Origin of the sequence: Pseudarthrobacter sp. NPDC058119, from assembly GCF_042884655.1 — a bacterium.
In the GTDB taxonomy this organism is placed as follows: Bacteria; Actinomycetota; Actinomycetes; order Actinomycetales; family Micrococcaceae; genus Arthrobacter.
Genome location: NZ_JBHVTN010000006.1, coordinates 18,187 through 38,534 on the forward strand (window position 1 = coordinate 18,187; position 20,348 = coordinate 38,534).

22 protein-coding genes are annotated in these 20,348 nt (G+C 67.9%); 11 read left to right on the top strand and 11 right to left on the bottom strand.

The features are described 5' to 3' along the window. Positions 1–68: 68 nt before the first annotated feature. Both ACFVTD_RS13460 and ACFVTD_RS13465 read right to left on the bottom strand, forming a co-directional pair. The gene (locus ACFVTD_RS13460; RefSeq protein WP_387563661.1) at positions 69–923 is read right to left on the bottom strand and encodes a hypothetical protein; all 855 of its coding nucleotides are present in this window, start codon (positions 921–923) and stop codon (positions 69–71) included. A gap of 78 nt (positions 924–1,001) precedes the next feature. Beyond that, positions 1,002–1,649: a cyclodeaminase/cyclohydrolase family protein gene (locus tag ACFVTD_RS13465; protein WP_387563664.1), complete on the bottom strand. Its 648-nt coding sequence runs from the start codon at positions 1,647–1,649 to the stop codon at positions 1,002–1,004. Positions 1,650–1,824: 175 nt separating this feature from the next. Here ACFVTD_RS13465 and ACFVTD_RS13470 point away from each other — a divergent pair, with 175 nt between their 5' ends. Further along, entirely contained in the window at positions 1,825–2,613 is a 789-nt protein-coding gene (locus tag ACFVTD_RS13470) for an alpha/beta hydrolase (protein WP_387563667.1), read from the top strand. A gap of 42 nt (positions 2,614–2,655) precedes the next feature. After that, positions 2,656–3,597, top strand: coding sequence for a carbohydrate kinase (locus ACFVTD_RS13475; protein WP_387563670.1), 942 nt, complete (start codon positions 2,656–2,658; stop codon positions 3,595–3,597). 7 nt (positions 3,598–3,604) lie between these two features. On the opposite strand, the gene ACFVTD_RS13480 is transcribed toward ACFVTD_RS13475, so the two are convergent. Next, positions 3,605–4,618 carry a matrixin family metalloprotease gene (locus tag ACFVTD_RS13480; protein ID WP_387563673.1) on the bottom strand — a complete coding sequence of 338 codons (1,014 nt, stop codon included), beginning with the start codon at positions 4,616–4,618 and terminating at the stop codon, positions 3,605–3,607. A 220-nt stretch (positions 4,619–4,838) separates the two neighbouring features. Beyond that, positions 4,839–6,017 (bottom strand): ABC transporter substrate-binding protein, encoded by a 1,179-nt coding sequence (locus ACFVTD_RS13485; protein ID WP_387563676.1) that lies wholly within the window; start codon positions 6,015–6,017, stop codon positions 4,839–4,841. Between the two features lie 384 nt (positions 6,018–6,401). Here ACFVTD_RS13485 and ACFVTD_RS13490 point away from each other — a divergent pair, with 384 nt between their 5' ends. After that, the gene (locus tag ACFVTD_RS13490) at positions 6,402–6,548 is read left to right on the top strand and encodes a lmo0937 family membrane protein (RefSeq protein WP_387563679.1); all 147 of its coding nucleotides are present in this window, start codon (positions 6,402–6,404) and stop codon (positions 6,546–6,548) included. A gap of 56 nt (positions 6,549–6,604) precedes the next feature. Here the strand turns inward: ACFVTD_RS13490 and ACFVTD_RS13495 are convergent, their stop codons facing one another. Both ACFVTD_RS13495 and ACFVTD_RS13500 read right to left on the bottom strand, forming a co-directional pair. Next, positions 6,605–7,885 (bottom strand): Y-family DNA polymerase, encoded by a 1,281-nt coding sequence (locus tag ACFVTD_RS13495; RefSeq protein WP_387564387.1) that lies wholly within the window; start codon positions 7,883–7,885, stop codon positions 6,605–6,607. Between the two features lie 26 nt (positions 7,886–7,911). After that, the gene (locus ACFVTD_RS13500) at positions 7,912–8,343 is read right to left on the bottom strand and encodes a LexA family transcriptional regulator (protein ID WP_141158651.1); all 432 of its coding nucleotides are present in this window, start codon (positions 8,341–8,343) and stop codon (positions 7,912–7,914) included. A gap of 158 nt (positions 8,344–8,501) precedes the next feature. On the opposite strand from ACFVTD_RS13500, the gene ACFVTD_RS13505 reads away from it, so the two are divergent. The 3 genes from ACFVTD_RS13505 (at position 8,502) to ACFVTD_RS13515 (ending at position 10,586) form a co-directional block, all read left to right on the top strand. Continuing rightward, positions 8,502–9,320, top strand: a complete 819-nt coding sequence (locus ACFVTD_RS13505; RefSeq protein WP_387563682.1) for an HAD family hydrolase — start codon at positions 8,502–8,504, stop codon at positions 9,318–9,320. Between the two features lie 124 nt (positions 9,321–9,444). Then, a complete protein-coding gene (locus ACFVTD_RS13510; protein WP_387563685.1) occupies positions 9,445–9,708 on the top strand; it encodes a hypothetical protein in 264 nt (87 codons plus the stop codon). A 41-nt stretch (positions 9,709–9,749) separates the two neighbouring features. Continuing rightward, a complete protein-coding gene (locus ACFVTD_RS13515; protein WP_387563688.1) occupies positions 9,750–10,586 on the top strand; it encodes a glycerophosphodiester phosphodiesterase in 837 nt (278 codons plus the stop codon). On the opposite strand, the gene ACFVTD_RS13520 is transcribed toward ACFVTD_RS13515, so the two are convergent. Then, on the bottom strand, positions 10,583–10,936 hold the full coding sequence (locus tag ACFVTD_RS13520) for a hypothetical protein (protein ID WP_387563691.1): 354 nt from the start codon (positions 10,934–10,936) through the stop codon (positions 10,583–10,585). The genes ACFVTD_RS13515 and ACFVTD_RS13520 overlap by 4 nt on opposite strands. Before the next feature lie 131 nt (positions 10,937–11,067). Here ACFVTD_RS13520 and ACFVTD_RS13525 point away from each other — a divergent pair, with 131 nt between their 5' ends. Then, positions 11,068–11,304, top strand: coding sequence for a DUF6480 family protein (locus ACFVTD_RS13525; RefSeq protein ID WP_387563694.1), 237 nt, complete (start codon positions 11,068–11,070; stop codon positions 11,302–11,304). Between the two features lie 63 nt (positions 11,305–11,367). On the opposite strand, the gene ACFVTD_RS13530 is transcribed toward ACFVTD_RS13525, so the two are convergent. The 3 genes from ACFVTD_RS13530 to ACFVTD_RS13540 form a co-directional block, all read right to left on the bottom strand. Next, a complete protein-coding gene (locus ACFVTD_RS13530; RefSeq protein WP_387563697.1) occupies positions 11,368–12,429 on the bottom strand; it encodes an EAL domain-containing protein in 1,062 nt (353 codons plus the stop codon). 169 nt (positions 12,430–12,598) lie between these two features. Further along, positions 12,599–14,149: a putative bifunctional diguanylate cyclase/phosphodiesterase gene (locus ACFVTD_RS13535; protein WP_387563700.1), complete on the bottom strand. Its 1,551-nt coding sequence runs from the start codon at positions 14,147–14,149 to the stop codon at positions 12,599–12,601. A 20-nt stretch (positions 14,150–14,169) separates the two neighbouring features. Further along, positions 14,170–15,813 carry an ATP-binding protein gene (locus tag ACFVTD_RS13540; RefSeq protein WP_387563703.1) on the bottom strand — a complete coding sequence of 548 codons (1,644 nt, stop codon included), beginning with the start codon at positions 15,811–15,813 and terminating at the stop codon, positions 14,170–14,172. Between the two features lie 216 nt (positions 15,814–16,029). Between ACFVTD_RS13540 and ACFVTD_RS13545 the strand changes: the two genes are divergently transcribed. The 4 genes from ACFVTD_RS13545 (at position 16,030) to ACFVTD_RS13560 (ending at position 19,660) form a co-directional block, all read left to right on the top strand. After that, a complete protein-coding gene (locus tag ACFVTD_RS13545) occupies positions 16,030–16,806 on the top strand; it encodes a class I SAM-dependent methyltransferase (protein WP_387564389.1) in 777 nt (258 codons plus the stop codon). Between the two features lie 371 nt (positions 16,807–17,177). Beyond that, positions 17,178–17,630 carry a hypothetical protein gene (locus ACFVTD_RS13550; protein WP_387563706.1) on the top strand — a complete coding sequence of 151 codons (453 nt, stop codon included), beginning with the start codon at positions 17,178–17,180 and terminating at the stop codon, positions 17,628–17,630. A gap of 19 nt (positions 17,631–17,649) precedes the next feature. Next, on the top strand, positions 17,650–18,459 hold the full coding sequence (locus ACFVTD_RS13555) for an SDR family oxidoreductase (RefSeq protein ID WP_387563709.1): 810 nt from the start codon (positions 17,650–17,652) through the stop codon (positions 18,457–18,459). A gap of 76 nt (positions 18,460–18,535) precedes the next feature. Next, a complete protein-coding gene (locus tag ACFVTD_RS13560) occupies positions 18,536–19,660 on the top strand; it encodes a glycerate kinase (RefSeq protein WP_387563712.1) in 1,125 nt (374 codons plus the stop codon). 22 nt (positions 19,661–19,682) lie between these two features. Here the strand turns inward: ACFVTD_RS13560 and ACFVTD_RS13565 are convergent, their stop codons facing one another. Continuing rightward, a complete protein-coding gene (locus tag ACFVTD_RS13565; protein ID WP_387563715.1) occupies positions 19,683–20,345 on the bottom strand; it encodes a DUF6766 family protein in 663 nt (220 codons plus the stop codon). Positions 20,346–20,348 lie beyond the last annotated feature (3 nt).

Sequence of the window (20,348 nt, forward strand, 5' to 3'; positions counted from 1 at the left end):
CGTTGGATCGGGCCTACTGCTTAGCCCGTGACTGGCTCATTCGCGCTGGGATACGCGGAGGGCCCTCACTAGTCAGGAGATGATCCGGGGTCGAAGGACACCGGTGGCGTTGCCTTGGGCGAACTGCCTTGGATTCTGGAGGGGCCGGTCCCGGGGATCCGCAGGTTATGGGCCTCGAGCCATGCGGGCATGCCCCAAACATTGCCGCTGGATGAACCGCTTCCGCCGGCAGCGGTGCCGGGCAGGGCATCAAAGGGCTCGTGCATCGGCGTGTTGTGCGGATCCGCCCCCGGCAGTTGGGGCGCGCCGGCGGCGTGCAGGGGCTGCAGGGTGTGCGGCGGCCCGGCCAGGGCTGAACCCGGCGCAATGCCCGTGGGCGCAGCCACCGATTCGGCTGGCCCCGCGGGTGCGCCCTCTCCGGCCTGCGGCGCACCGGCAACCGGCGGGAGGGGCGCTGCGGCCGGCTGTTCTCCGGCCGCCACGGTCGCAGGCAGGGGGACGGCGCTGAGAACAGGGTTAAGGACCGGGGTCAGTGGTTTGGCTAGTGGTTCGAGGACCGCGCCGGCCACCGGAACCACGGTCCCGCCAACAACACGGTCCACCGTGCCCAGGGCCGGATCCACTGCTGCGGCTACCGTTCCTTCCGGGACGACGGTGTTGACCACCGGGACAGTCTCCGCAACGTGGTCAGCCAGGGCGGTAGCGTCCTTGGCCGCCGATTGGAGGGACGGCACTGCCGCAGGGGCTGGGGCTGCGTTGGTGACCGTTTCCACGGCGGGAGGGGCGGCAAGCGGGAGCGTGTCGCCGGGAGCGCCGGAATCAGCAGAGGCGCCCGCAGCGGACAGGGCGATCCATGCCGCTGCCGCGGCCACGGCGAGCAAAAGGGGGCGGAGGAAGGCCCACGCCGCAAGCCTTTGCTCCATGTCCTACGCCTCCCCCCGGCCTTACCTGCAAACAATGCTGCCCACCATAAGCACAGCCCTGCGGCAGAGTCCAACCACTCAGGCTGCGTCTGTTGGGGCGGCGCGGTGGTCGATGCCTGCGGTGAGGGCGTCGATGCGGTCCATGGCTCCATTGAGTTTCTGGACCGCGGCCCACAGGTCCGGCTGCTGTTGACGCACCGTGTCCAGGCTGTCCCCGGTGGAGCGGAGGGAGCCAAGGTCGAAGCTGACATTAGTGCGGGCGCCTGCCACGGCGGCCCGGAGGGCGCCGAACGCAACAACGACGTCCGCGACCAGTGCCCGGTTGCCGTGGGTGGCCAGCCAGGCGAGGTCGTCGATGGCCTGGATGGCCCGCTCGCCGAGGACAGCGGACGCTTTGGCGGCGTCCACCGACGCGCGGCGGATTGCCTCGTCCCGTTCCGGCCCCGGGTCCAGCCGGAAGGCAGCACCGAAGGCTTTGGAGGCGGACGCATCGTCATCGGCCAGCTGCAGGGCTTCCCGGCGCAGCGTCTGCGCGCGGGTCCGTATCTCCGCCGGCTGCCCGCCGTCGTCCTCGCTGTAGCCCGCGACCATTGAGGTGAGTGATGCTGCCACCGCCAGCATCAGGCCGGTCCCGGCGCCGCCGCCCGGTGAACCCGTCGACTCCGCCAGCGCGCGTGTCCATTCCTCGACAGTGGATTCCTGGGTCGTTGCTTCAGCCTTCTCCATGCCTGGAACCGTGCCCACAAGGGCCACCGGCTAAACGGGCTCCCGGCAGTACAGTCGGACTGGCCCAGTTATCACGGCCGGGGCCGCCGAAACCCGTGGAGTTTCCGCCGGTGCCGTCCCAAAAGTGGGCCAGTGTGACACGAGGCCACCGGCAGGCGACTGTAGTGTCGGCAAGGTGGAGCGGCATAAATACCAGTACGGCCAGGACCCCAGCCAGTGGGGCGAGCTTTTCCTTCCGGAACTTCCGGCCGGCGGGATACACCGGGGCGTGGTGGTGGTGATCCACGGCGGCTACTGGCGGTCCACGTACGGCGCCGAACTGGGGGAGCCACTGGCGATGGACCTCGCGGAACACGGCATGGCCGCCTGGAACCTGGAGTACCGCCGTGCCGGAAACGGCGGGGGCTGGCCGGCAACCTTCCAGGACATCCTCGCGGGCATCGATAAGCTTGCCACTCTCGCAGGGCCGCACTCGCTGGACCTGGGCAAAGTGGTGGCGCTGGGCCATTCCGCCGGCGGCCACCTGGCGGTGTGGGCGGCGGGCAGGGACCGGCTGGGCGGCCTGGGGGCGGAGGGCGGCCTGCAGAACATGAACGACGGCGTCCGCCTCACCGGGGTGGTCAGCCAGTCCGGCGTACTGAACCTGGCCGAAGCCGAAAAGCTGGGCCTCAGCAACGGCGCCGTGGGCAACCTGCTGGGCGGACCCCCCGCGGCCTTCCCCGGGCGCCACCGCATGGCCGACCCCATGGCAGCGCTGCCCCTGGACGTTCCGGTCTACGCCGTCCACGCGACGGAAGACACCGATGTGCCGCCGAGCATGTCCACGACATACGTGGACGCCAGCCGCTCCGGGCCCGTCCCGGCGCAACTGGTCACGGTGCCCGGGGACCACTTCGCACTCATCGATCCCGCCGCGGACGCTTATGTGACGTGCCGCGAACTGGTTGGAACGCTGCTCGGCTGACACGAACTGCTGACGCACAACTCTATCTGGCAGAGTATGACCATGCTCACAGTGATCGGCGAAGGCCTTGTTGACGTTGTCCAGCGCGCTTCCGGAATCGAGGCCCACGTGGGCGGTAGCCCCCTGAATGTCGCGGTGGGCCTGGCCCGGCTGGACCACCCGGTGCAGTTCATCGGCCGTTACGGCAGGGACGCCTACGGCGACTCGGTGGCGGCGCACCTGCGCGCCAGCTCCGTCATGCTGCCCATGCCCCCGGATGAGCTGCCCACCAGCGTGGCCACCGCACTGATTGGCGACGACGGCGCCGCCACCTACACGTTCGACCTCGCCTGGGAGCTGCCGCACGTGGCAGACCGGCTGGGCTTCATGCTGCAGGGAACCACCCTGTTGCACACCGGCTCCATTGCCACGATGCTGGCGCCCGGTGCCACCGAGGTGCTGGCCGCCGTCGAATATGCCCACCCGTCTGCCACCATCAGTTTCGATCCCAACTGCCGGCCCAGCATCATCACGGACGTGGACTATGCACGGGGGCAGGCGGAGAAGTTCGTGACGTTGTCCGACGTGGTGAAGGCATCCGACGAGGACCTGGCCTGGCTTTACCCTGGACAGGACGTGCTGGATTCGGCCCGCAAGTGGCTGGCCCTGGGCGGCGAAGAGGGGCCCGCAATGGTGGTGGTGACCCGCGGCGCGGAAGGCCCGTGGGGTGTGTGCCGCGCCGGCGAGGCTGCCATTCCTGCGCCCCGGGTGGAGGTGGCGGACACCGTGGGCGCCGGCGACTCGTTCATGGCCGCCCTGCTGTCCGGCCTGGTGGACCGTGAGCTGGACGGCGCCCAGAACCGGCAGGACCTGCGCGGCCTTCCCGTCGAGGAACTCTCCGCACTCCTGGAACATGCAGCCCGCGCCGCTGCCGTCACGGTGTCCCGCCCGGGCGCCAACCCGCCCACCCGCGAGGAGATGCACGGGGCAGAAAAAGAGGCATAGCCCGTCGCTAAAGCTGCGGGACGCACGGTCCGCTGCCCAGCAGGGCCAGGCCGGCGCGGTCGCCGGCAGCGAAGTCCCTGACGCCCATGTTTTCTGCGTACATCAGTTGGGTCGGATCATTGACGTGGTCCAGGCCCAGCACGTGTCCGAGCTCGTGCATGATGATGGCGCGCACCTCGGCCGCCCCGTCCGGCCTGCCGGTGATGATGCCGGCAAGGTCGGGGGCATCAAGGCGCACCTGCCCTGCTTCCAGGACCAGCGGCTGGCCGGCGACGTCCACGTAGGCGCTCCCGCCGAGGCCGGCGACATTCCCTGCGAGGCCGGGGGTCTCAACAGGCGTCGACCAGGCGATGAGCAGCGGCACCCACCGCTTTCCGTAGCGGTCCGGCTGGAACGCCGAACGGTCATCTGACGGCGCTTCCGTTGTCGCTCCGTCGTCGACGAACTGCAGCCCGGAGGCCTGGGAAACTGCTGCCACGGCCTCCCGGATCAGGGCGTCGCCACCTGGAACCGCGTTGTCCGGACGGACAACGTAATGGACCGGTCGGCACGGGTCGTAGGCAATGACCGGCTGGCTCGCCCTCGGCGACTCCTGCAGCACGAAGGCCGTGGAGCCTGTGCCTGCCGGCGGCGTGCCCAACGGTGCGGAGGCGGCTTCGTACCCCGGCGGCGGCATTTTCGCCCCCGGCAGGTAGGGGGCGACGGCGGGCAGGACCAGGCGGTCGAAGAGCGCCGGCGAAAAGTACAGGCCGGCAAGCAGCACGATCCCCAGGACCGTCCGGAACCGGACGGTCCGCTTGGACCAGCTCCGCGGGCCGGGCCCTCCCCGGAACTTCTTCCGGCCCCGGTGAGAGGGCTCGGGCGCCCGCCAGGGCGAAGCGGCCTCCGTCTTACCGAAGGCCTCATCGATGGCCCATTGCGGGATGCGTCCGCTGGGGGAACGCCGGACGTTTGGCGGGGCGTAGCCGCCCGGCCTGTCCTGTTGCGAATCACTGCCATTCCCGTAACCGTGCACCGGCATCCCCCTGGTCCCGGCCGCCCCCCGGCCGGCCAACCCTCCCAGCCTAAAGGCGGGCTGCGTTGCCTTACCGCGGGAAAGGCGCAGGATTCAAGCAAGAAAGACTGCGGCGCCGGATCCTTTGCCGGTCCCGGGCACGGAGCGGTCCCGAGGGTTACATCGATTGCTCCGTAGATGCCGTTACGGGGGTGAAAAGGGCGTTTACGGAGCAATCGATGAGCTGTTACTCCTGCCCGAGGCCGGCGGCGGAGGTCTTTACGTTGGAGACACTGTTGAGGGCCCGCAGGTCGAAGATCCCGTTGATGTCGGCCTGCTTGGTGGTGCCTGCGGTCACGCCGTCGGCCAGGAGCTTCTGGTAGGTGCCGGCCAGCGGGTCCACGGTGAAGACGATGTTCTTCAGCGAGCGGTCAATGACGTCCGCCGACAGTTCGGCACCGGCGGCTTCCTTGAGGGCTGCATTGATGACGGTCGCCTTGTCAGCGGCGGACGCGCTGTTCAGCCATTCGACCGATTTCGCGTGGCCCTTCAGCAGTGCCTTCACGGTGTCCGGGTGGTCGGCAGCGAACTTCCGGTTCACGATCAGGATGGTGGTGGGGAATTCGCCCGGCTTACCGGACAGCGAACCGTCCCACAGGTCCTTCTCATCCACCAGCACCTTCGCCCCGGCGTTCAGCACCAGCCGTGACGCCCATGGCTCAGGCAGCCACGCGCCGTCGAGCTTTCCGTCCTGGAACAGCTTGAGGGTCTGCGCGTTTTCCGTGGGGTTGATGGCCACGTCACCGCTGCCGTCCACGTTCGTCTTGTATCCCTGGGATGAAAGCCACGCGCGCAGGGCCACGTCCTGGGTTCCGCCAAGCTGCGGGGAAGCGAGGGTCTTGCCCTTGAGATCCGCGGCGGAGGTGATTTCCGGCTTGACCACCAGTTGCGCGCCACCCGCGGCGGCGCCGGCGATGATGTTGACCGACTGGCCCTGGCTCTTCACGAAGGAATTGATCGCCGGGTTGGGTCCGATATAGGTGGCATCGATGGCCCCTGCATTCAGGGCCTCGATGGCGGCGGGGCCGGCGTTGAACACCTGGGTGCTGAGCTTGGTGCTGCCGAGTTCATCCTTGATGAAGCCCTTGCTGACACCGACGAGTGCGGGCGCGTGGGTGACGTTCCCAAAGTAGCCAAGTTTCAGTTCGGTCGCGGGGTTGCCGGCGGGGGCGCCCTCCTGCGTGGCCGCAGGGGCCCCGGCGTTGACTGAGGACGCGACGGCGGCGCCCCCGCCGATGAGGGCCAGGACGGCAGCCGCGATCCCGATTTTCACGCCAACCGGTCGCTTGGGTTTGGCCGGCTGGCCGGCAACGATTCGGGTTGAACCTTGCTGGTTCTGCGGATTCTTGTCCTGCGGGTTGGCCATGGAAACTCCTCTGCTGGGGCGGATGCTGAGACGAGGTTACGGATGGCCCGGCGGCCCCACAATCAATCCCGTAGCGGGCGTTCACGGGGCGACCCGGACACGCAATACAGCGTCGCCGGGGGTCAAAAAACGTCCCGGAACGTCTTATCCGCGGCCCCGCGGACGACAGGTCATAAGACACGTTCCTATTTCCTGTCGGTATGCCGTTTCCAGTTGGCAATTCCTGAAATATGGTGATTACCACCACGCCACGTGGGTGTGGAGGATACGTGCGGCATGGGGGCCTGGAGCGAGAGGCAGGGGTGGATTCCTTACGGCCGGCTTTTTGTGCAGCGCCGGCTTGAACAATCAGCAATTCGAACGAAAACAATGTAGGAGATTCTCATGTTGCTTTGGATCGCTATTATCATCGCCGTTCTCTGGCTCCTCGGACTGCTCGCAAACATCGGCGGCGGCCTCATTCACATTCTGTTGGTGGTGGCCGTGGTGGTGCTGATCTTCCACTTCCTCCAAAACAGGTCCCGGGCCTAGCGCCCGAACAGGGGTTCCGCCGCCTGTCCTCCGGCCGGCGGCGGAACCCGCGGGCGTCAGGCCGCCTTGACCACGGGGAGTTCGTCCCAATGCGTGGTGTACCGGGGTGAGCGCATATCCCGTTTCATGGTCCAGTCCAGGCCGGACTTGATTCCGGCGTGTCCCAGCCCGATCGAGCCGCGCCCGAAGCGATGGCTCACGTTCTCCAGCAGGGGTCCGATGCCGCGTTCCTCGTGCCGGTTCTCGAACGGCTCCAGCGGTGGCTGGTTGCCCGTGGGCCGAAGGTCGGTGAGCATCAGGCCCGCCTTGGCGTACTTCAGCCCTTCCTTGATGTTTGGCAGCAGCGCGTGCGCCGCCCGGGCGAGCAGCAGCGGGTCCGCCGTGGGCATGGGCAGCGGGACGCACACCGACGGATAGGCCTGCTCGTGGTCCCGGAACGGCGAGGTGGCAGCGAAGGCTGTCAGGACCTTTGCCTGCAGTCCATGCTTGGAGAGCCTGGCGCTGGCCTGCTGCCCGTAAACGCTGAACACCTCCCGGAGCCCGGCGGCTGTTGTGACCGGCGTGGCAAAGGAACGGGAGAAAATCAGCTGGTCCCGGCCGACGCGTTCTTCCTCCATGGGGATGCAGGGCGTGCCCCGCAGTTCCAAAACGGTGCGCATCAGCACTACGGAGAACTTGTCCCGGATCATGACCGGATCCGCCCTGACAAGGTCCTGCACCGTGAAGATTCCCAGCACATTGAGCCGCTTGGTGAGCCGGCCGGCAATGCCCCAGATCTCATCCACAGGCAACCGGGTCGTCAGGAGTTCCCGGACGTCAGCCGGTACCGCCTCCCAGAGGCAGACGCCGCCGAAAGCGGGATTGTTCTTGGCCCACTTGTTGCAGAGCTTGGCCAGGGTCTTGGTGGGGGCGATGCCTACGCAGACCGGCACCCCGACATGCCGCCGGACCGCCTCTTTCATTTGGCGGCCCAAGGCCAGGAGGTCTTCCGGGCCGCCCTTCACGCCCAGGAAGGCCTCGTCGATGCTGTACACCTCCAGCCATGCCGAGTACCTGCCCAGCAGTTCCATGACCCGTGAGCTGATGTCCCCGTACAGCTCATAGTTGCTGGACTTGGCTATCAGGCCCCACTCCTTGGCCCTCGGCGCAAGCTTGAACCACGGTTCGCCGGTGGCGATGCCAAGGGCTTTCGCTTCGGGGGAGCGGGTCACCGCACAGCCGTCGTTGTTGGACAGCACCACCAGCGGGCGGCCTTCCAGCGAGGGGTCGAAGGCGCGCTCGGCGGAGGCGTAGAAGCAGTTGACGTCCACGTGCGCTATCTGCGGCATCCGCCGCATGAGGGCGGGCTTAGGCACGCCACTCCCTAGACATGATGCAGGCACCTGGTGGCCACGCCCCAGATGGTCAGCTCGGACAATGCCGGTACGCGGATGTCCGGGTACTTCGGGTTCTCCGCCTGCAGCACCACGCCGGTGCCGGTGATGCGCAGGCGTTTAACGGTCAGTTCCCCGTCCAGCACCGCGATCACCACGGACCCGTCCTTGGGTTCAAGGGCACGGTTGACGATCAACTCGTCGCCGTCGCTGATCCCTGCTCCTTCCATGGAATCCCCGGTCACGCGGACCACGAAAGTGCTGGTGATGTCCTTGATCAGGTGCGCATTCAGGTCGATCCGCCCGTCGAAATAGTCCTGTGCGGGCGACGGGAAGCCTGCTGCGACCGCCACTGGCGAGATCAGCACCGAGAACAACGAGGCACCCGCATCTACCACGCGGGGACCGACAATAACGCCCACAACACACCTTTATTCGAAAATATGTTCGATAGATTCAGTGTAGTCCCCGCGACCGACATCGGGCACTGGGCCGAGGCGTGCGCATCAGGGAGGGGCGCATCCAGTCCGGAGGCCGCGGTGCGGGCGACGCCGGCCGAACCCCCACGTAGACTTGCAGGATGCGGTTGGTGGCAAGCGATATTGACGGAACGATCCTCGGACACGACGGAAAAATCAGCGATCGCACCATCCGGGCTCTCCACGCCTGCCGTGACGCCGGCGTCGAACTGGTGTTTGTCACCGGCCGCCCGCCCCGCTGGCTGCACCCCCTGGAAGAGCAGCTGGGCCACACTGGCCGCGTGATCTGCTCCAACGGTGCCGTGGTCTGGGACCTCGAGGCGGACCGCCTGGTCTCCGCGCGCACCCTGGCCATCGACACCGTCCTGGAAGTCCGGCGCATTATCAAGGCGCTCCGCCCGGCCGCCCTGTTTGCCGCGGAGACGCTCACCGGCTTCCATCTGGAGCCGGGCTTCATCGAGAACGAATCCAGCGAACTCCTCGCCGAGTTCACCCCCGCACCGCTGCGGGACACACTCACCGACCAGGATGCGGTGGTCAAATTCCTTGCCATCGTCCGCGAGGGTACCCCGGACGAATTCCTCGCCGAGGTGGCACCCGCCGTCGAACACCTGGCCGCCACCACCCACTCCTCACCGGGCGTTGCCATGCTGGAACTGTCCCTGCCGGGCGTGAATAAGGCCGTCACCCTCGCTGAATACGCGGGCGCACTGGGCATCGACGCCGCCGACGTCGTGGCCTTCGGCGACATGCCCAACGACATCGAGATGCTCCGCTGGGCCGGCCACGGCTACGCGATGGCCAGCGGCCATCCGGAGGCCATCCGCGCGGCGGGGCAGCAGGCGCCGCATTTTGACGACGACGGCGTGGCCCAGGTCCTGGAGGAGCGGCTCGCCGCCCTGGGCGTCCAGTTCTCCTGACCCTGCCGTGCGGGTCCGGCGCCCCCAACTTCACAGCTTGCGCTCACCTGGCGTTTACCTTCCCGCCGTACCGTAAAGCGTGGAGAGCAGGCACCCTCCCGCCGGGCTCAATAAGGGGGCAACCATGGCAAGAAACGTCAGGCAGCACGCAGCCGACGCGCCGCTGCGCAAAGCAACGCCCGCTCCGCACTGGAAGCAGTTGCGCCAGGGGGACCGGGTCCGGGTCCAGTTCGCGCCCGGGTTTGAGGCGGGCGGCGTGGTGGACACCATTACGGCGGACCACACCGCGGTCTGGGTCCACCTGGACGCTGGTGGCGGCCGGACCCTGCTGCACTGCGGCGATGGCGTGGACATCGTTCCCTGCGGCGAGACCGGCTGCCTGGACTGACGTCGGGTTCCTCCCGCGGACGCCGGCGGTAGGCTCGCAGTGTGAGCCTGCCTTTCTTTGACCACCCTGACGACGCCGGGCGGCAGCTTCCCATCGGGATGGCGCACCGGGGATTCTCGGCTGAGGGCCTGGAAAACTCGATGGCCGCGTTCCGCGCCGGCGTCGAACTCGGTTTCCGGTACCTCGAAACGGACGTGCATACCACCGCGGACGGCGTGCTGCTGCTGTTCCATGATGAAACCCTGGACCGCGTCACGGACGGCAGGGGCAAGGTGGCTGAACTGCCCGCTGCGGATGTGGCAAAGGCCCGGATCAATGGCCGGGAACCCATCCCCACGTTCGACGAACTGGTTTCCCAGCTTCCCGACGCGCATCTGAACCTGGACGTGAAGGACTGGCGCTCGGTCCAGAGCACTGCTGCCGCGATCGAGCGGCACCAGGTCCATCACCGGGTACTGGTCACCAGTTTCTCGGACCGGCGGCGGCGGGCTGTACTCAAGCTGCTCAGCCGCCCGGTGGCCTCCTCCGCGGGGGTGGCCTCGAATGCCCTGTTCACGCTGCTGGGCCCCATGCTTCCACGGCCGGTCTTCCACCGGCTGATGCGCAGGGTGCTCCGGGACGTGCACGCCCTGCAGGTGCCCGTCCGCTACGGGCGGGTTCCCGTTGTCACCCCGGGCTTCATCCGGCGCGCGCATGATCTGGGCCTGGTGGTGCACGTGTGGACCATCAATGATGCCGGCGAAATGCACCGCCTGCTCCAGTTGGGTGTGGACGGCATCGTCACGGACCGGGCGGACCTGCTCCGCGACGTACTGCGCACCCGCGGCCAGTGGCCCGCCGGCCCCGGGGGCGATCGGCCCCCGGCGGCCGCCTGCTAGGCCCGGTCCCCTTCGGTGGGTGCCGTGGCGTCCCCGGCCAGGCCTTCGTCGTCCGCGGCCCTGTCCTGGTCCCGGCCACTGCCCGCAGCACTGCCGCCTGTTTCGTCGGCATCCCCGCCCAGCGGGCTGTTGGAGACCGGGTCCGGGGAGGCTCCCGTCTTGAGTCCGGGCGCCTTCTGCTTCTCTGCCTCCATCGCATTTGAGCCTTCGCTCAGGGATGAGTGGACTTCCACGTCATCGTTCGGGTCTGCCGGGTCCGGCACATCCGTCTTCTCTGTCGGTTTGGATGTCCCGGCCAGGTCCTCCATGGCGTTTTCTGTTGCCTTGCCGATGCTGTCGCCGATTCCCATGTGACTGCTCCTTCCGACATTGCGTGCCGGCCGCCCAGCGGCGTTCCGGCCCTACTCCTCCAGAATTATCAGCATGCTTACAATTAGTCCAGTGCTGGGGAACGGACCGCAGCCGGAGAGGAAGGAAAGCAATGAGCACTTACCATCCGGAAAATGACCCCGCCAACCCCGACCGTCCGGGGAAGGACCAGGTGGGTGCCGCCGAGCCACGCCCGGCGGAACAGCGCAGCGGGGAATCCGCCGGCTCACCGAATCCGGATCCGCTGGAGGGCAATGTCACCGGCCTGGAACCCGGCGGGGGAGTCCCGCCGGGAGAGACGCCCCCGGCGGAGGGGCAGATGAGCAGGGACCAGGGCCACTCCGAATAACGCCGGGACGGCAGGCGGGGCGGTGCGCAGGACGCCCGCCGCCCCGCCGCTGGCCTGGCCTGGTCAGGAAGATTCCGCGCGCCGGACGGCCCGCGGTTCCGGCTGGCCCGCCAGCTGGCGCTCCAGTCCGTCCACGTCCAGGCGCGTGTTCCAGCTGGCCCAGTCCTTGGGCCGCACCGACGGCCGGCCCAGCAGGTACCCCTGTCCGGCGCTGATCCCCAGCTCGGTGAGGACCTTAAGCTCACCCACGGTTTCGATGCCCTCGGCCACCAGGGTGATGCCGATCTGGTCAGTGAAGTCCACCAGGCAGGCAGCCAGCGCCCGCTGCAGGCCGTCCTTGTCGACGTCGCCGATCACGTTCCGGCCCACCTTGAGGAAGTCGGGCCGGAGGTGGATCATGCGGCTCAGCGCGCCGGCGCCCGTGTGGGTATCATCGACCGCAATGCGCAGCCCATTTTCCCGCAGCGGATTGACGGCGGACAGGAACTGCAGGTACTCCTCTTCCGGAATGTCCTCAGTCAGCTCCAGCACCACTCGGTGGATGGGAAGGTCAATGTGCTCGAACAGTTCCGGCAGCCTCGGATCCATGCAGGACGTGGGCGAAATGTTGAGGGACACATACAGGTTCCCGGGCAGGTCCCGGGCGGCCGCAGCCGCGGATCCCAGCGCCGAGAACTCCAGGTTGGCACCCAGGCCCACGGCGGCGGCCTCGGCAAACCAGAGCTCGGCGGCCGCGCCGTCATCGCTGACGAAGCGGGAGAGCGCTTCGGCGCCCACCACCGATTTCCCTTGCAGCCCATAGATCGGCTGGAAGGCGGTCATCAGCATCTGGTTCGCGAGCAGGGCGCTGATCCGGGAGGTGCTGCGGATCGCGTCCAGCTGCTCCGCGAACTGCGGCGGAAGCGCCGGCGGCGTCAGGCGCATCTCCCGGGCATCCTCCAGGGTTTCCACCATGTTGGCGTCGCTGCGCCGGGTCTCGAGGAGATACTCCAGGAGGGCCCGCTCGGGCACTCCGGGATTCTCGTCGAGGCTGTTGCTCAGCCGCTGCCGGACGGCGGCTCCCGCAGGATCCGTATCCGCCAGCACGGCAGCGATAATTCCCCATGCCTGTACCCGAACCGACATTAGCAACGCCCCCAGTTGACGAAGTAATGACCCGATGGCCCAAAAATGTTCAAATGTCCAAACGCCTTATAAAAGAACGGTGCTGCCAACCTGATTTCCGAGGCGGCGAAAAGCAGACACCGCACGCTGATCGTATAACGGCGGCCGGAAAAGCGCAGTAGTTTTTGCGTTACTGGTTAGCGCTTTCCTGCTGGTCAGCCAAGAGTTCCGGAATCTGTTCCGGGGGAACGGGGCGGCTGAAATAGTAGCCCTGGGCGCTCCGGCAACCCAGGCCGCGCAGTATGTCGGCCTGCTCCGCCGTTTCCACGCCCTCCCACACCGCTTCGAGCCCGCATGCCCGCACCAATTGCAGGACCGCCGCCACCAGGGCGGGCTGGTTGGGGTCGCTCTCCAGCCCGGTGATCAGCGACCGGTCCACCTTGACCCGGTCCACCGGCAGGCGGCGAAGGTAGCTGATGGAGGAGTAGCCGGTCCCGAAGTCGTCGATTTCGATGCCGACGCCCAGGCCGCGGAGTCCGCCCAGCGAATACCGGTCCAGCTCATTGCCCTTGACGATTGCCACTTCCGTCAGCTCCAGGACAACCTGTTCGGGCCGGACGCCGGTTTCCTGGAGCGTGTTGCGCACGTCCTCGATGAACTGCAGGCTCTGCAGGTCGGTGGCGGAGATGTTGATGCGCACGGAGAACCTGCTGTCCACCAGGGAGGCGTCAATCCAGGCCCGCAGCTGCTTGACGGCGGTCCTGAGGACCCAGAGGCCCAGTTCCGAGATCAGCCCCGCCTCCTCGGCGAGGGGGATGAATTCGTCCGGCATGATGAAGCCGCGGGTGGGGTGGTTCCACCGGACCAGCGCCTCCACGCCCTCGATCCGTCCGGTGCCAAGCTCCACCACCGGCTGGTAGTAGAGCGTCAGGGCATCGTTCTTGATGGCTGCCCGCAGGTCATCCACCAGCTGGCTGCGGAGCCGGCGCATCAGCAGCAGCGCCGGCTCGAACCGGTGCAGCTTGTTCTGGCCTTCGGCCTTGGAGGCGTACATGGCGACGTCCGCCTCCATCAGCATGTCCTCCGGGCTCCGCCCCTCGCTGCCCACGCTGAGCCCGATGCTGGCACCGCAGCGCACGCTCCGGCCGGGGAGCTCAATGGGTTCATTGAGGGACGCCAGGATGCGGTGCGCCACGATGGTTGCCTGGTCTGCCGATGCCGACGGCATGACAATGGCGAACTCGTCACCGCCCAGGCGGGCGACGACGTCGGATGCCCGCACCGCGGTCCGGAGCCTTTCGCCCACGGTCACCAGGACCTGGTCGCCGGCGGTGTGCCCCAGGCTGTCGTTGATGGACTTGAAGGCGTCCAGGTCCATGAGGAGGATGGCAGGACCTTCCTGCACCCGTTCGGCGTCCGCAGTGGCCCGGGCTTCCAGTGCCGTGCGGAGGGCCTCAAGGAGGGCCGACCTGTTGGCCAGCCCGGTCAGTGGGTCCTGCATGGCCATTTTCTGCATCTCGAGGTGGGCCTCGTGCAGGAGCTGGGTCCTGACCTGGACCCGCTGCTCGAGTTCCTCATAGATGACCTGCAGGTCCTCGGCCAGCAGGTTGGTGCCCATGATGATCGCATCGAGCTCGTCCCGCGCCGGTGAGACCTCTATCCGGGACGTGAGGTCGCCCGAGGCAAGCTTGACGATGCCTTCCAGCAGCTGGGAGAGCCGGGGGTCGTCATCGGCAAACATGGCCAGTCCTCCTTCGGCGCCTAATTGGCCTGGGCGCGGTCAGTGCCGAGGGGGAGGCTGACGGTGACGGTGGTCCCGGTGCCAAGGGTGGAGGCGACGTCGATCCGGCCGCCGTGGCGGTCCACGATGTCCTTGGAAATGGCAAGGCCCAGCCCTGTTCCCGGGATGGCGCCGTTCATCGCGTTCGAGGCCCGGTAGAACCTGGTGAACACATGGTCGATTTCGTCGCCCGAGATGCCGATGCCGGTATCGGCGATCCGCACGGTGGCCCACTTGGAGCCGTCCGCCGCGGCGTGGGATTCGCTGCCCACCTCGATCCGGCCGCCGCTGGGCGTGAATTTGATGGCATTGGACACGAGGTTGGTGAAGACCTGCTGCAGCTGCACCTCGTCGGCCAGGATTTCCGGATCCTCCGGAACCGGGTCCACGTCGATGGTGACGTTCTGCAGTGTCGCCAGCGGCCGGAGTGCCGCGGCCACCAGGTCCAGGGTGCGCCCCAGGCGGACCGGCGCCAGCTGCATTTCGGTGGTGTCCAGGCCGCCGCGGGAGACGCTGAGCATGTCCTCGATGAGTGACCGGAGCCGCTCGGTATTGCGGACCACGATGTCCAGCATCTGGTGGACTTCCCTGGACACCGGGTGCTCGGTGCTCTCCTGGATCATGTCCAGGTACGCCATGATCGAGGTCAGCGGGGTGCGCAGCTCGTGGTTCACCGTGGCCAGGAAATCCGTCTTCGCCTTGTCGAGCTCCCGCAGCTGCTTCACCACCTGCTGCTGGCTGCTGATCAGGTGGCTTTGGATGAGCCCGTAGGCGGCGTTGCCGGCCACGTGCTGGATCAACCCCAGCTCGGCACTGGACCAGGTCCGCGGCCGGTCCATCATGGCGATCCAGATGATGCCCAGGGAAGAGTTGCCTTCGCCGATGGGCACCGCCAGAGTGGAGGCTGCCCCTGCGATGGCCCGGGCCGGCTTCTCCTCGGCACGCGCCTCGGTTTCGGTTCCGTCCGCGGAGAGTGTCTCTGTCCCTGCCCACAGGGCATCCGCCGTGGCACGTGCCTCATCCTCGCCGGGAAGTGCGCCCTGGGGCAGCTCCGCCAGTCCCTGCCGGTGCCACCTGGCAGTGATGACGGGGACGCGGTGGTCTTCGAAGGTGGAAAGGACCACATGGTCGGCCTTGAAGGTCCGGCCGAAGCCGGAGACCACGTGGTTGGCGATCTCCTGCGGATCGTTGGTGGCGCGCACGGCGGCAGAGACCTCGCGCAGCTGCTCGCGGAGCCCCTCGGCCACCTGCCGGGAGGAACGCCTGCGGGAAACCTGCTCGATGAGGACGGACGCGCGGTGGACCAGCTCTTTGGGTTCCGGCGGTTTCGTGATGCAGTCGTGGACCCCGGGCGGGCTGGCCGCGGCGATCTCCTGGGGATTGTCCAGGTCCACCATGACCAGGACGGGCGCCGCGGACTGGACCGAAGCCAGGAGTGCGTCTGCCACGACGATGGAGGGCTGGCCTGCGTCCAGCAGGGAGGCCAGGCCGGCAGCGTCCGAGGCCTCCAGGACGCCGTACCCGGCATTCCGCAGTGCCTGGGCATTGCGGGCCAGCCGGCCGGCGTCGGGATCAGCGACGACGGCGGTACGGGCCAGGTGCACGCCACTCGGCACAGCCGTCACAGTGTTCCCTTCCTCCCAGTTGAGTACATTCTAGGGGGACGCGGCCCGCGCCGGTCCAGATCGCGGGGCCCCGGCGTTGCACCCCGCATGCCTGCCGTAGCGGAGAAGGCGCGCCGTAATGTGGCCGAACCAGCGCCGGCTCCCAGGCAGGGAACATATATTTGAGCCGTGTCCTCACCAACGAAGTCGCCGCGGTCCATCCTGCAGAAGTACCTGATGATCCCCAAACTGGTCAGGTTGTCCAGGAGCGCGCCGAAGGACCGGCACAAGGCGTGGGACGCATACTGGGCAGGCATAACGGCCACCGGCGCGGGCGGCGAAGTCCTGTGGGATTCGGGGAACGACCATGAGTTCCTGGGCTACAAGGACAGTCTCCTGCAGTACCTGGACCCCGCCCTTCCCGTCGTGGACACCGGCTGCGGCCACGGCAGCTTCACCCGTGCGCTCGCGGACGTCTTTCCGCGCGTGGTGGGGGTGGACGTCTCCCCGCACGCCGTTGCCAAGGCCCGGGCGGAGTCCGCTGGGCATGGCAACACGGCCTTTGAAGCGCGCGATATGACGGCGGAGGGCGCCGGGGCGGCCCTGGCGGAGTCCATCAACGCCGGCGGTGACGGCGCCAACGCCTTCATCCGCGGCGTCCTGCACGTCCTGGCTCCAGCCCACCAGGTGGCGCTCGTCGAGAACCTCCGGCTCCTGGCGGGCCGCCGCGGCACCGTCTTCATGGCGGAGACCAATTTCCAGGGGAATCCGGTGGAGTACGTGTCCCACCTCGGGGCCACCACCCGCGGCATTCCGGCGCCGCTGGAACTGGCCATCCGGGGACTGCCAATGCCGGGGCACTTCGGTCCCGAAGAGCGTGAACGTGCGTTCCCGGCGTCGGCCTGGGAACTCCTTGAAGACGGCCATACGGCCATCGAAACCAACCCTGTGACCGGCGTGCCCGGCCAGGACCGGGTGCCCGGGTACTACGCAGTGGTCCGCCCCCGCCGGTAGCCTGGCCACCCACGCCCCCCGGCCGGCGGGCATGGAAATGCCGCAATGCCCGCACGCTGCCCGCAAAGGTCCCGCCCCTCCCCTTGACAGGGACCCGATCCGGAGGCTCCATAGTAAGTAGACTTACTAGTTACTTCAGGGGAAAGGATCGCCACGACGGCTGGGAGGAATGGTTGGACACCTTCGCCTCCCGGAACTGAACATCATCGACCAGGAACAGCGCAGCAACGGCGCCCCTCCGACTCTTTCCAGGCTGGAAGACCCCAGTCCGGAAAAGCGCCCGAGCCGCAACCGCGCCCCAGCGTTCGGGCGGCGCCGGACAACCCGCCGGCGGCCGGCCGTCCGCGGGCGCAAGACCCACAGGAACCACCATGAGCAATCTCATCCCTTCCGGCGATCTTCGCCGGATGCTGCTGCCCCCCACCTACGGGCGGCACGTCACGCCGGCCACCGCATTCACCGTCCTGTCCGTGGAAGTCTGGGCCTCGGGCCTGGTGGTAAACATCCACCTTCCGTCAGGGGACTCCCCGGAGCCCCGGCTGATGCTCCAGGACCACTTCGGCACCGAATACACGCTGCAGGACTCCGCCACCGTCGGCACGCGCAACCTGCAGGTTTTCGCCCCCTCGGTGCCGCCCGGCACCAGGAGCCTGACCATCAGGGCGGCTGACGACGCCGACAGCCGGCCCGTGGTGACCTTTGCGGTGCCCCTCATGGCCGTACGGGAAGAACGCCCGGACCTGGCGCCGGCACCCCGGGAGGCCGAAGCCTCCGCCGGCGGTGACGACGAGTCCTACCAGCCCGACCTCCGCCGCCCTGCCTGACCCATCGAAAGGCCCCGCCATGCCGGACACCAGCAACTTCGCACCCACCGCTGCAATCGTCACCGGCTCCGACTCGGGCATCGGCAAGGCCACGGCCGTGGCGCTGGCCCGCGCCGGGATGGACGTGGGCATCACCTGGCATACGGACAAGGCGGGTGCCGAGGAAACCGCCGAAGAGGTGCGCGGCCTGGGCCGCAAGGCCGTGGTCCGCCGGCTGGACACAACCGAACTCCGTGCCGCGGCGGCCGTCGTTGACGATCTTGCCGGGGAACTGGGCGGGCTGGACGTCTTTGTCAACAACGCGGGGACAGGTGCCAACACGAGGTTCCTGGACATGGGGATCGACGACTGGATGCGGATCCTGGACACGAACCTCAATGGGGCATTCGTCTGCCTGCAGGCCGCGGCACGCCACATGGTCAAGGCAGGAAAGGGAGGGCGGCTGGTGGCCGTGTCCAGCGTCCACGAGTTCCAGCCCCGCGTTGGCTCCTCTGCCTACGGTGCGTCCAAGCATGGCCTGGGCGGCCTCATGAAGACCCTGGCCCTGGAGCTGGGGCAGTATGGCATCACCGCCAACACGGTGGCCCCCGGCGAGATCGCCACGCCCATGACGGGGCAGGAGGACCAGGATCCGACGACGATGGAGCGCCCCGGCGTGCCGCTTGGCAGGCCGGGCCATGCCCGGGAGATCGCCGACGTCATCGCCTTCCTCGCCTCGCCGGCCTCAAGCTATGTAACGGGTGCTGCCTGGGTGGTCGATGGCGGGATGCTGCAGATGGGCCCGCAGGCGGGCTCGCATCTCACCGGCAACGATTGGGGCAAGGGGTAGCAGCCCCGGCCCTTGGGAGGTCCGCATCCCGGATCCGGCAAGCGCTTTCCCAAGGCTTGCTGGCATGATGGAGCGCATGCGCATTCTGATTGCTCCGGACAAGTTCAAGGGGTCCCTGACGGCAGCCGAGGCGGCCGCGTCCATCGCCGAGGGGGCGCTCCGGGTCTACCCGGACGCCGTCGCCACCCAGTTTCCCATTGCCGACGGCGGCGAGGGCACCCTGGAGGCCGCGGTGGCGGCTGGCTACGAAGAACGGCTGAACGCCGTGGTGGGCCCCATCCTCGCTCCGCTCGGGGCTGCCTGGGCCATCCACAAGGGCGGCGACGGCAAGGTCACCGCCGTGATCGAGACTGCCCAGGCCTCGGGCCTGGCGAACATGGAACCAACCCCGGCGAACGCCTTGCGCGCCCACAGCTACGGTTGCGGCCAACTCATCGCAGCGGCCCTCGACGCCGGTGCCACCGAGGTCGTCCTGGGCCTGGGCGGCTCAGCCATGACGGACGGCGGCAGCGGCGCCCTCCGCGCCCTGGGCCTGAAACCCCTGGACGCGGCCGGGAACGTGGTGCCCCTGGGCGGCGGCTCGCTCGGTGACGTTGCAACGCTGGACACGTCGGGACTGGACCCGCGCCTGGCCGCCACCACCTTCCGCATTGCCGTGGACGTCCGCAATCCGTTGTACGGACCCTCCGGCGCTGCCCACGTCTTCGCCCCGCAAAAGGGCGCGGACCAGGACGCCGTGGAAATGCTCGACGCCGGGCTGCGCAACTGGGCGTCAGTGCTGCGGGAAGCAACGGGCCGGGACGTGAACGTCCCCGGCGCGGGCGCCGCCGGAGGCTTCCCGGCGTCGTTCCTTGCCTTCACGGACGCCTCGCTGGAAGGCGGCTTTGCGCTGGTGGCCGGGCTGACCGGACTGGCCGGCCAGCTGGACCAGGCGGACCTGGTGATTACCGGCGAGGGCTCCATGGACTCCCAGTCGCTGACCGGCAAGGCGCCGATCGCGCTCGCGGACGCGGCCCTCGAGCGTGGCATTCCCGTCATTGTGGTGGCCGGCAGGATCCTGGTGACGTTCGAGGACCTGGCCGGGCACGGAGTGGTCGCCGCGGCGCAGCTGCTGGACGTCGCATCCAGCCCCGAGGACGCCGTGGCCAACGCCGGCAAGTACCTGGCCTGGGCCACGAGCCAGGTACTCGAGGGCGCCTGACCGGCGGGCGGCCAGGAGCGCCTCAGGCGCCGGTTTCGTAATTCGGTTCGGCAACCGGCTTTGATTCCGGGGATCCCTTTTCCCGCAGATACACCGACGCCCCTACCAGGACCCCGACAGCCAGGAACTCGCTTTGCCAGTTCTGGAAGGATTCGAACCAGAACCGGCTGGTTCCCAGGTACTGCAGGAAGGTGATGGCGGGCTTCCCGTGGCTTTGCTGGTCCTGGTTGTACTCGTCCACGCCGCCGGCGGCATGCACGAGGAATGAGGCAAGGAACAGGACGAAGAACAGGATCGACAAGGAGTGCTCATACAGCTTGAGCGCCACCCCGCCGCGCCGGACGGGCCACGGCGTGGCATTGGTGGCCTTCGCATCCCGCGGTTCCTGGTCCTGGGGTGCCCCTTTGCCCATTGGCTTGGACTCGGATGAGCCCTTCTGGAACAGGAACACCGTGAGGACCACGTACATGGCCATCTGCAGGAACTCCGATTCCCAGTTCTCGAAGGTGGCCTCCACGAACGCGCCGGTGCCCAGGAACTGGAGCACGGACACGGCGGGTTCGCCGTGGGCCTGCTGGTCTTCGCTGTAGGACGCCGCGCCGGAGAGGACCATTCCCACGAAAAACACGAGGAACAGGCCAAGGTTGGCCACCAGCAGTCCATGCTCTTTAGCCCATTTGCGCATGCA

Excerpts from the sequence above, each read along its gene's own strand:
- ACFVTD_RS13460 (WP_387563661.1), bottom strand. The coding sequence starts at position 923 with ATGGAGCAAAGGCTTGCGGCGTGGGCCTTCCTCCGCCCCCTTTTGCTC.
- ACFVTD_RS13465 (WP_387563664.1), bottom strand. The coding sequence starts at position 1,649 with ATGGAGAAGGCTGAAGCAACGACCCAGGAATCCACTGTCGAGGAATGG.
- ACFVTD_RS13475 (WP_387563670.1), top strand. The coding sequence starts at position 2,656 with ATGCTCACAGTGATCGGCGAAGGCCTTGTTGACGTTGTCCAGCGCGCT.
- ACFVTD_RS13480 (WP_387563673.1), bottom strand. The coding sequence starts at position 4,618 with ATGCCGGTGCACGGTTACGGGAATGGCAGTGATTCGCAACAGGACAGG.
- ACFVTD_RS13485 (WP_387563676.1), bottom strand. The coding sequence starts at position 6,017 with ATGGCCAACCCGCAGGACAAGAATCCGCAGAACCAGCAAGGTTCAACC.
- ACFVTD_RS13490 (WP_387563679.1), top strand. The coding sequence starts at position 6,402 with ATGTTGCTTTGGATCGCTATTATCATCGCCGTTCTCTGGCTCCTCGGA.
- ACFVTD_RS13495 (WP_387564387.1), bottom strand. The coding sequence starts at position 7,885 with ATGCGGCGGATGCCGCAGATAGCGCACGTGGACGTCAACTGCTTCTAC.
- ACFVTD_RS13505 (WP_387563682.1), top strand. The coding sequence starts at position 8,502 with ATGCGGTTGGTGGCAAGCGATATTGACGGAACGATCCTCGGACACGAC.
- ACFVTD_RS13510 (WP_387563685.1), top strand. The coding sequence starts at position 9,445 with ATGGCAAGAAACGTCAGGCAGCACGCAGCCGACGCGCCGCTGCGCAAA.
- ACFVTD_RS13520 (WP_387563691.1), bottom strand. The coding sequence starts at position 10,936 with ATGGGAATCGGCGACAGCATCGGCAAGGCAACAGAAAACGCCATGGAG.
- ACFVTD_RS13525 (WP_387563694.1), top strand. The coding sequence starts at position 11,068 with ATGAGCACTTACCATCCGGAAAATGACCCCGCCAACCCCGACCGTCCG.
- ACFVTD_RS13530 (WP_387563697.1), bottom strand. The coding sequence starts at position 12,429 with ATGTCGGTTCGGGTACAGGCATGGGGAATTATCGCTGCCGTGCTGGCG.
- ACFVTD_RS13535 (WP_387563700.1), bottom strand. The coding sequence starts at position 14,149 with ATGTTTGCCGATGACGACCCCCGGCTCTCCCAGCTGCTGGAAGGCATC.
- ACFVTD_RS13545 (WP_387564389.1), top strand. The coding sequence starts at position 16,030 with ATGATCCCCAAACTGGTCAGGTTGTCCAGGAGCGCGCCGAAGGACCGG.
- ACFVTD_RS13550 (WP_387563706.1), top strand. The coding sequence starts at position 17,178 with ATGAGCAATCTCATCCCTTCCGGCGATCTTCGCCGGATGCTGCTGCCC.
- ACFVTD_RS13555 (WP_387563709.1), top strand. The coding sequence starts at position 17,650 with ATGCCGGACACCAGCAACTTCGCACCCACCGCTGCAATCGTCACCGGC.
- ACFVTD_RS13560 (WP_387563712.1), top strand. The coding sequence starts at position 18,536 with ATGCGCATTCTGATTGCTCCGGACAAGTTCAAGGGGTCCCTGACGGCA.
- ACFVTD_RS13565 (WP_387563715.1), bottom strand. The coding sequence starts at position 20,345 with ATGCGCAAATGGGCTAAAGAGCATGGACTGCTGGTGGCCAACCTTGGC.